Here is a 9357-nt window from a genome sequence, read left to right as displayed (position 1 = left end):
TCCGTCGTCGGCAGCGTCAGATGTGTATAAGAGACAGGAGCCGGGCCGTGCCCGCCGAGATCGCTAGCCCTGGAGCACGACCAGCTGCTGCGTGGCCCGGGTCATCGCGACGTACCGGTCGACCGCGCCCTCGATCCCTGTGCCGAGGCGTTCCGGGTCGACGAGCACGACGAGGTCGAACTCGAGGCCCTTGGCCAGCTCGGGGGCCAACGACCGCACGCGCGGACGCTCGGTGAACGAGGCGTCCCCGATGACGCAGGCGACCCCCTCGGCGTGGGCCGCGAGCCACTCGGAGACCACCGCCTCGAGGTCCGCCCGGGACCCGTGCACGACGGGGCGCCCGCTCTCACGGATCGAGGTCGGGACGTTGGCGTCGGGCAGGGCGGCACGGATGACCGGCTCGGCCGCGGCCATGACCTCGCTCGGGGTGCGGTAGTTGACGGTGAGCGAGGCCAGCCGGACGCGGTCGAGGCCGATGCGGGCGAGGCGCTCCTGCCACGACTCGGTGAACCCGTGCCGCGCCTGGGCCCGGTCCCCGACGACGGTCAGGCTGCGCGACGGACACCGTGCCAGGAGCATCTGCCACTCGGCGTCGGTCAGCTCCTGCGCCTCGTCGACGACGACGTGTGCGAACGGGCCGGCCAGGCGGTCCGGCTCGATGCGGGGGAGCGCGGCCTCGTCGTCGAGCGCACCGACGAGGTCGTCGCCGCGCAGCATCGACATGACGTGCATCTCCGAGTCGTCCGACTCGATGAGGTGCTCGACGACCTTGGTCCGCTCCTCCCGCTCGGCGGCGAGCGCCGCCTCCCGGCGCCGACGCCGGCCGGAGGCGGCGGCGTCGCCGAGGCGCGCTCGCGCGAGGTCGAGGATCGGCAGGTCGGACACGGTCCACGCCTGCGCGTCCGGACGCTGGAGCGCGCGGATCTCCTCCCGCGAGAGCCACGGCGCGGCCAGGTGCAGGTAGGCCGGCACCGACCAGAGGTCCCCGACGAGGTCCGACGCGTCGATGGTCGGCCAGGCCTTTCCCAGCGCCTCGAGCAGCCCCGCGTCGCGCAGGACAGCCCGGCGCAGCTGCTCCCGGGACGCCCGCACGTCGCGGGTGTCACCATGGCCGCCGTGGGTGCCCTCGCCGACGCGCGCCTGGTCGCCCGGCTCGTCACCGGGCTCCTCGTGGTCCGCCTCGTACGTCGCGAAGAGGATCTCGGCGACCTCGTCGAGCACCTGGTCGCGCGCCTCGTTGTGCGGCGTGCCCGGTTCGACGGCCTCGACCGCCGTGGCCCAGTCGGCCGCAGAGAGCCACAGGTCCGCCCACGGCGTCGACACCTCGACCCCCACGGTCGGCGTCTCCTCGTAGAAGCGCACCGCGCGGTCCACGGCGCCGACCCAGTCGGCCGACGCCTTGAGGCGGGCGACCTCGGCGTCGGCCTCCGGGAGGGCCGCCGCGCCCTCGGGAAGCAGATCGCGCAGCGTGCACGTCCGGACTCCCTCCTCGCCGAGGCTCGGCAGGACGTCGGAGACGTAGGCGAGGTACGGCTCGTGCGGGCCGACGAAGAGCACGCCGCCGCGCCGGTGGCCCAGCCGTGGGTCCGAGTAGAGGAGGTAGGCGGTGCGGTGCAGGGCCACGACGGTCTTGCCCGTGCCGGGGCCGCCGTCCACGACGAGGGCTCCGCGGGAGCCGGCCCGGATGATGGCGTCCTGGTCGGCCTGGATCGTGCCGAGGACGTCGCGCATGCGCTCCGAGCGTTCTGCGCCGAGGCTGGCGACGAAGGCCGACTGGTCGTCGAGCGACACGTGCGAGGCGAAGGTCTCGGGGGTGAACACCTCGTCCCAGTAGTCGCTGACCCCGCCGCGGGTCCAGCGGTAGCGGCGCCGGCTCTCCAGGCCCATGGGGTTGGCGTGCGTCGCCGCGAAGAACGGCTCGGCGGCGGGGGAGCGCCAGTCCACGAGCAGTCGCCGCCCCGAGGCGTCGGTCAGGCCGAGGCGCCCCACGTAGACCGGCTGCCCCGGGTCGTCGGCCGGGACCATGTGGCCGAGGCACAGGTCGAGGCCGAAGCGGCGCAGGGTCCGCAGCCGGGCGCTCAGCCGGTGCACCTCCTGGTCCCGCTCGAGCGCGGCCTGGCCGTGGCCGGCGCGGGCACGCCGGGCGGCGGCCAGACGGTCGGTGAGGTCGGCGACGGTGCGCTCGAGGCTCTCGGCGATGGCCGCGAAGTGCGCCTCGTCCGCGGCGACGAGGATCGGGTCGGCCTTGTGGGCCAGTCGGTCGGGAAGGTCGAACGCGTGGGTGGTCAGCGGGCTCACGTCATCAGCTCCCATCGGGTGCGAGACCTGGGTCTGGGGCCTCGGCCCGCGATTCTGCGGCACGACGGGGGCCTTGCCGCAAGGCCCCCGGTGCGTTATACGTTGGAGATGGAGAGGGAAGTCCCTCTCCATTCGCACGTCCGGGGCGTGGCACGGGCTGCCTCGCCGTGGCGCGCTCAGCCCACGGGCTCCGCGCGCGGCGTCGAGTCGGGCTCGCGTGCCGTGCGCTCCTCGGCGGCGTGGGCCAACTGCCGACGCGACGGCTGGTCGAGGCGCAGCGGTCCGCGCAGGCGCGTCAGGGGCCGCTCCAGCAGCACCCACGACAGCCACGACACGAGCACGGCCGCTGCGATGAGCAGGAGGTTGCGCGGCACCGAGTGCTCGCCGAGGAGCAGGCTGTTGATGAAGGTCTGGTGCCAGAGGTAGAGCGCGTAGCTGATGGTGCCGAAGAAGACCATGACCCTGGACCCGACGACGCGCGAGTGTCCGGTGGCAGCGGCGTGCACGAGCCAGACGCCGATGATCGCGAAGACGGCGCCGAGCGGTCGGAAGAGCGGGTGGTCGACCGCGATGCCGTGACCGGGGAAGGCCGACACGGCGACGAGCACCGCGAAGGGCACGAGCGGGTTGGCGCGGGGGAGCGTCACGCCGCGCCTGGCCAGCTCGGCGAGACCGAACGCGAGGGCGACCCCGAGCAGGAGGGCGAAGACGTTGGTCTCGGTGGAGATGTCGAGCCGGATGGCATCGCCCTGGGTCCACACGCTGTAGAAGGTCGCCAGGGCCGCGAGCGTCAGGACGACGGCGAAGGCCCGGGCCCGCTGCCAGGTCATGAGCGCGATGAACGCCAGCGGCCACACGAGGTAGAACTGCTCCTCGACCGACAGGGACCAGAGGTGGTTGAGCACACCCAGGTCGGTGCCCGCGATCCGCACCCAGTTGCCGACGTAGAGCACCGAGGCCAGTGCGGCCGTGGGGTGACCGGCGAGCCGGGGGTCGTCCGTGGCCCAGAGCAGGACGGGCACGAGCGCGAGCAGGAGCAGCAGCGCGGGCAGCAGGCGGACCGCTCGTCGGCCCCAGAACCGCCACAGGCTGACCGACCCCCACCGGTCCCACTCGCGCAGGAGGAGGCTCGTGATGAGGTAGCCGGACAGGACGAAGAAGAGCGTCACGCCCGACAGGCCGCCCCAGCGCACCGGCAGGCCCGAGTGCGATGCGGCGACGAGGAGGATCGCGAGGCCGCGGACGCCGTCGAGGTCACGGTTGCGGGTGTGCTGCACGCGGACAAGGCTAGGCGCGGACCCGGTCTAGGATGAAACCTCGGTGCCGCACGCCGCTCGTGTGCAGGCGCATCGACAGCGCGGCCCAGGGCCGCGCCCCCGACCCGTCCTCGGAAGGATCCTCCGTGCTCCGCACTCACGAGGCCGGCACGCTCCGTGCCGACCACGCAGGCCAGACCGTCACCCTCACCGGTTGGGTGGCTCGGCGTCGAGACCACGGCGGGGTCGCCTTCCTCGATCTGCGGGACGCCTCGGGCGTGGCCCAGGTCGTCGCGCGTGACGAGGTCCTCGCCGAGGGCGGGGCCCACGACGTGCGCAACGAGTACTGCGTCCGCGTCACGGGGCAGGTGCGGATGCGCCCCGAGGGCAACGCCAACCCCGAGCTGCCCACGGGCGAGATCGAGGTCATCGTCGAGCAGCTCGAGGTGCTCAACCCGAGCGCGCCCCTGCCGTTCCAGATCGACGAGCGCGTGACGGTCGGCGAGGAGGCGCGGCTCAAGCACCGCTACCTCGACCTGCGCCGACCGGGGGCCAGCTCGGCCGGTGCGGCGATCCGGCTGCGCTCGCGCGTCAACGCGGCGGCCCGCAAGGTGCTCGGCGCCCATGACTTCGTCGAGATCGAGACGCCGACGCTGACGCGGTCGACGCCCGAGGGTGCCCGCGACTTCCTCGTGCCGGCCCGCCTCGCGCCGGGCTCCTGGTACGCGCTGCCCCAGAGCCCGCAGCTGTTCAAGCAGCTGCTCATGGTCGCGGGCATGGAGCGCTACTACCAGATCGCGCGCTGCTACCGCGACGAGGACTTCCGCGCCGACCGCCAGCCGGAGTTCACCCAGCTCGACATCGAGATGAGCTTCGTCGAGCAGGAGGACGTCATCGCCCTCGCCGAGGAGGTCGTGCGGGAGATCTGGTCGCTCGTCGACGTCGAGCTGGACACCCCGTTTCTGCAGATGACCTACGCCGAGGCCATGGCCCGCTACGGCTCCGACAAGCCGGACCTGCGCTTCGGCCAGGAGCTCGTCGAGTGCACCGACTACTTCGCCGACACGACCTTCCGCGTCTTCCAGGCCGAGTACGTCGGCGCCGTCGTCATGCCGGGCGGGGCGAGCCAGCCGCGCAAGCAGCTCGACGCGTGGCAGGAGTGGGCCAAGCAGCGCGGCGCCAGAGGCCTGGCCTACGTCCTCGTCCAGGAGGACGGCGAGCTGGGCGGCCCGGTCGCCAAGAACCTGACGGACGCCGAGCGCGCGGGCCTCGCCGCGCAGGTCGGCGCCGAGCCGGGTGACTGCATCTTCTTCGCCGCTGGGGCGACCAAGCCCTCACGCGCGCTGCTCGGCGCCGCGCGCCTGGAGATCGGCCGCCGGTGCGGCCTCATCGACGAGAAGGCGTGGAGCTTCCTCTGGGTGCTCGACGCGCCGCTGTTCGAGCCGGCGGCCGACGCCGTCGCCTCGGGAGACGTCGCCGTCGGCGCCGGGGCCTGGACGGCCGTGCACCACGCCTTCACCTCCCCGAAGAAGGAGTTCGAGGACACCTTCGACACCGACCCGGGCAGCGCGCTCGCCTACGCCTACGACATCGTCTGCAACGGCAACGAGATCGGCGGGGGGTCGATCCGTATCCACCGCCGCGACGTCCAGGAGCGCGTCTTCCGGGTCATGGGCCTGTCGCAGGAGGACGCGCAGGAGAAGTTCGGCTTCCTCCTCGAGGCGTTCCAGTACGGCGCGCCGCCGCACGGCGGCATCGCGTTCGGCTGGGACCGCATCGTGTCCCTGCTCGCCGGCACGGAGTCGATCCGCGACGTCATCGCCTTCCCGAAGTCCGGCGGCGGCTACGACCCGCTGACGGCGGCGCCGGCGCCCATCACGGCCCAGCAGCGCAAGGAGGCCGGTGTCGACGCCAGGCCCGCCGCCGACGCGCCCGCCCCCCAGGGCGCCCCCGAGGTCAGCCCGAAGCAGAGCTGAGGCGGGCGACCCCTTCCTCGGTCGCGCAGCCCTTCGTCCCGTCGGGGACGAGGGGCTGCGCGGCTCGGTCGCGCACCGGCCGCCGACGGTGGAGGATGGCCTCGTGGAGACGACCGCGCGGCCGAGCCTCCGGACGCCGGAGCGCGCCGGACGACGTGCTCGTGCACCTGCGCCGGGCCCGCGACCTCGCCGACCGCGAGTACGCTCGGCCGCTCGACCTCGACCGGCTCGCCGCCGAGGCTCGCCTCTCGAAGTGGCACTTCCTGCGCCTGTTCCGCTCGACGTACGGTCTGACGCCTGCCGAGTACGTGTCGCGGCGTCGGATCGAGCGGGCGCAGGACCTGCTCCGGGCCACCAACCTCACCGTCACCGAGGTCTGCTTCGCCGTGGGGTACTCGAGCCTCGGGTCGTTCAGCAGCCGCTTCCGCGAGGTCGTGGGGGAGACGCCGAGCGCCTTCCAGCGCCGGTACGCCGAGGTGGGTGCACCCCACATCCCCGGCTGCTTCGTCTTCATGTGGGGCCTCGCCGAGCCCGCAACCGGGGAGAAGCCGGCGATCGGGCCGGGGTCCTAGCGTTGCGCCCATGATCACCAACATCTCGATCGTCAGCCTGTTCGTGAAGGACATCGACGACGCCAAGAAGTTCTACACCGACGTCCTCGGCTTCGAGGAGAAGGACGACATCACCCTGGGCGAGGGCTACCGGTGGTGCACCATCGTCCACCCCAACCAGCCCGAGCTGGCCGTCAACCTCGCGATCCCCGGCCCGCCGCTGCCTGCCGACCTCGTCGAGGCGGTGCGGCGCGCCCAGGAGGCCGGCACGATGCACGGCCTCGGGCTCACCGTCGACGACTGCCAGCGGACCTTCGAGGACCTCACCGCCAAGGGCGTCGAGTTCCTCCAGCCGCCCTCGACCCGGCCGTACGGCACCGAGGCCGTGTGCCGGGACATCTCGGGCAACTGGGTCGTCCTCGTCGAGCCGGCCACGACGCCGTACTCGGCCGCCGACTTCGACTGAGGCCGTCGCGCGCCGTCACGGGGACGATCGGCAGAGGGCCTCCGAGCGTTGGCGCACGGACCGGCTCGCCCACGCCACCGGGCTCCAGTAGCCGAGCGAGGCGTAGAGGGAGCGAGCCACGGTGTTGTGCGCGTACATGCCGAGCGTGCACAGGCCGTGGTCGGCCACGGCCCGGCGCGTCACGGCACCGACGAGCGCCCGGCCGAGGCCCCGCCCGCGCACCGAGGCGTCGACGGCGACCGACGACACCGACGGCGCCCCGCTCGACAGGAGGCCGACGGCCGCGGTGGCGACGAGGCGACCGTCGAGGTCGATGCCCCACCACGTCTCGCCCTCGCCCGGCCCGGTGTCGGCCGTGGGGGAGTGCTCGGCGAGGAAGGCCGCGACCTCCTCGTGTCGGGCCGTGTCGTCGAGCGGCCGGACGAGGCCCTCGGGGCCGAAGGCGGGGGGCGCCGTCCGGGTGACGAACCAGTCCCAGTCACCGCCCGGGTCGACCTCGAGCCGTTCGTGCACGAGCGGCTCGAGGTGCCGCGGAACGCTCAGACCGAGGGGCCAGGACGCGTGGACCTCCTCGGCGAGCTGCGGCAGCCGGTCGAGCAGGGCACCCACTCCCGCTGCCCCGCCGAGCGCGGCGAACGCCACGCCGTGGCGACGCAGCCGACGGAAGAGGACCGCGTCCCCGGACCGCCACCACGTGTCCGAGAGCCGGGGCGGCACCTCCCAGCGGACGAACTCGTGTCCGCCCGACGCGTCGACGAGGGCCGCGTGCCCGTGACCGCGCACCACGGGGCCCGCTGCCGCGGGGGCGCGGCCGCGATCGGCGGTCACTCGCTGATCCCGAAGCGGGCGTGGAGGCGGCGGAGCGGGCCCGGCGCCCACCAGTTGAACCGGCCGAGCAGCGTCATCGTCGCGGGCACGAGGAGCATCCGCACGAGCGTCGCGTCGATGGCGACGGCCGCGACCAGCGCGACGCCCATCTCCTTGATGATGAGGATGTCGCCGGCGACGAAGCCCGCGAACACGATGACGATGAGCAGCGCCGCGCTCGTGATGATCCGTCCGGTGCGCTGGAGCCCGAGCGAGACGGCACGGTCGGTGTCGCGCCCGGCCCGGTGGAACTCGACGATGCGGGACAGGAGGAAGACCTCGTAGTCCATCGAGAGCCCGAACCCGAAGGCGAGGACGAGGAAGGGCACCATCGACTCCACCGCGCCCACCGACGTGAAGCCGAGCAACCGGTCGAGGTGGCCCTCCTGGAAGATCCACACGACGACCCCGAGGGCGGCACCGAGCGACACGACGTTCATGAGGAGCGCCTTGACGGGAACGACCAGCGAACCGGTCATGAGGAAGAGCAGCAGGAGCGTGCCGAGGACGACGAGCCCGACGGCGTAGGGCGCACGGGCCGCCATCGAGTCGAGGAAGTCGATCTGGCCCGCGGCCTGGCCCGTGGTGAGGGTCTCGAACGGTGCTGCCGCAGAGCGGATCTGGGTGACGAGGTCCTGCGCGGCGTCGGAGGTCGGGGGTCCGGCCACGCGGATGTCGACGCGCTGGTGGGCGGCGCCGAGCGGGGCCACCGTGACGCCCTCCACGCCGGGCGCCGACGAGAAGCGGCCGGCCCACGACGTGACGGTGGCACGGTCGGGTGAGGCGGCGACGACGGTGACCTCGGGCGCGGACAGGGTCGGGTAGTCACGGGCGAGCGCGTCGAAGAAGACGCGCTGCGCGGCGTCCTTGGGCAGCAGCTCGGTGCCCGAGGCGGTCAGCTTCATCGACAGCGTCGGCAGCGCGAGGGTGACGAGCACGGCGAGGACCGCCACGATGACGAGGACCGGACGGCGTTGCACCCCGGACGCCAGCCGCGAGAAGGCGCCGGTGTCACTCGGCCGCTCGATCGCCTTGCGCGCCAGGCGTTTCGCGCCGAGCACGGCCAGCGCAGGGACGAGCGTGACGGCGACCACCATGGCGACGAGCACGACGCTGACGCCGGCCACCCCGATGGCCCTCATGATCGAGGCCTCGAAGACGAGCAGGCCCGACAGCGCGATCGCGACGGTGACCCCGGAGAAGAGCACGGTGCGTCCGGCTGTGGCGACGGTGCGCTCCGCGGCGAGCACGACGTCCTCGCGCGTCGGCGACTCCTCGGCCCGGTGCGACAGCTCCTCGCGGAACCGGCTCACGGTGAGCAGGCCGTAGTCGATCGAGAGCCCCAGCCCGAGGAGCGTGACGATGTTGACGACCGTCGCGTCGAGCTCGACCGCGTGGGAGAAGCCGAAGAGCGAGAGGAGCGCCCCACCGATCGACACCACGGCACCGACCACCGGCATGCCGGCGGCGACGAGGCCGCCGAAGACGAAGAACATGACGAGGAAGGTCAGCGGCAAGGCGATGCCCTCGCCGCGGACGAGGTCGCGCTCGACGGTGCCGGTGATGGCCTTGATGGTCTTGTTCGTGCTGCCGACCGATCCCTCGGCGTGCATGGCCGACGCGACGTCGAGCAACGCGGTCTCGGCAGCGGCCTCGGCGTCGTCCTGGGCCTGCTTGGGCAGCCCCGGCCGGAAGTCGACCACGGTGACGAAACCGCCCACCGCCGGGGTCCCTCCCGCCAGCAGTGGCGCGACCGACGGGTCGCGAAGCCCCTTGGGGGACAGGAGCGGCGACCTGACGTCCTTGACGCCGTGGAGCCCGGCCAGCTTCGCGGTCGCGGCGGCGCCGGCGCGCACCACCGCTCGGTCGGCGAGGTCCGCGCCGGTCACCTGCAGCGTCAGCGTCTCCAGGGCGGGCTGGGAGGCCTCGATGCCATCCCCGGC

General features: G+C 73.2%; 7 protein-coding genes. 3 read left to right on the top strand and 4 right to left on the bottom strand.

Annotated features, from left to right (window positions below):
- Positions 1-63: 63 nt before the first annotated feature.
- Both helR and ACPYOM_RS18490 read right to left on the bottom strand, forming a co-directional pair.
- Positions 64-2298 carry an RNA polymerase recycling motor ATPase HelR gene (gene helR, locus ACPYOM_RS18495; RefSeq protein ID WP_481347075.1) on the bottom strand — a complete coding sequence of 745 codons (2235 nt, stop codon included), beginning with the start codon at positions 2296-2298 and terminating at the stop codon, positions 64-66.
- 176 nt (positions 2299-2474) lie between these two features.
- Entirely contained in the window at positions 2475-3575 is a 1101-nt protein-coding gene (locus ACPYOM_RS18490) for an acyltransferase family protein (RefSeq protein WP_481339868.1), read from the bottom strand.
- A gap of 125 nt (positions 3576-3700) precedes the next feature.
- Here ACPYOM_RS18490 and aspS point away from each other — a divergent pair, with 125 nt between their 5' ends.
- The 3 genes from aspS to ACPYOM_RS18475 all read left to right on the top strand — a co-directional run bounded on the left by aspS (position 3701) and on the right by ACPYOM_RS18475 (position 6547).
- Entirely contained in the window at positions 3701-5530 is a 1830-nt protein-coding gene (gene aspS, locus ACPYOM_RS18485; protein ID WP_481339870.1) for an aspartate--tRNA ligase, read from the top strand.
- 95 nt (positions 5531-5625) lie between these two features.
- Positions 5626-6102, top strand: coding sequence for a helix-turn-helix transcriptional regulator (locus ACPYOM_RS18480; RefSeq protein ID WP_481347074.1), 477 nt, complete (start codon positions 5626-5628; stop codon positions 6100-6102).
- Positions 6103-6112: 10 nt separating this feature from the next.
- The gene (locus ACPYOM_RS18475; RefSeq protein ID WP_481347073.1) at positions 6113-6547 is read left to right on the top strand and encodes a VOC family protein; all 435 of its coding nucleotides are present in this window, start codon (positions 6113-6115) and stop codon (positions 6545-6547) included.
- A 15-nt stretch (positions 6548-6562) separates the two neighbouring features.
- Here ACPYOM_RS18475 and ACPYOM_RS18470 read toward each other — a convergent pair whose 3' ends face one another.
- Positions 6563-7375, bottom strand: a complete 813-nt coding sequence (locus ACPYOM_RS18470; RefSeq protein WP_481347072.1) for a GNAT family N-acetyltransferase — start codon at positions 7373-7375, stop codon at positions 6563-6565.
- A partial coding sequence (locus tag ACPYOM_RS18465; RefSeq protein WP_481347071.1) for an MMPL family transporter occupies positions 7372-9357 on the bottom strand: 1986 nt, incomplete at its 5' end. The genes ACPYOM_RS18470 and ACPYOM_RS18465, both read right to left, overlap by 4 nt.

The organism is Monashia sp. HAY1-2A, assembly GCF_056755315.1.
The sequence above is the reverse complement of the archived record's forward strand: the minus strand, read 5'-3'. Positions and strand labels throughout refer to the sequence as shown.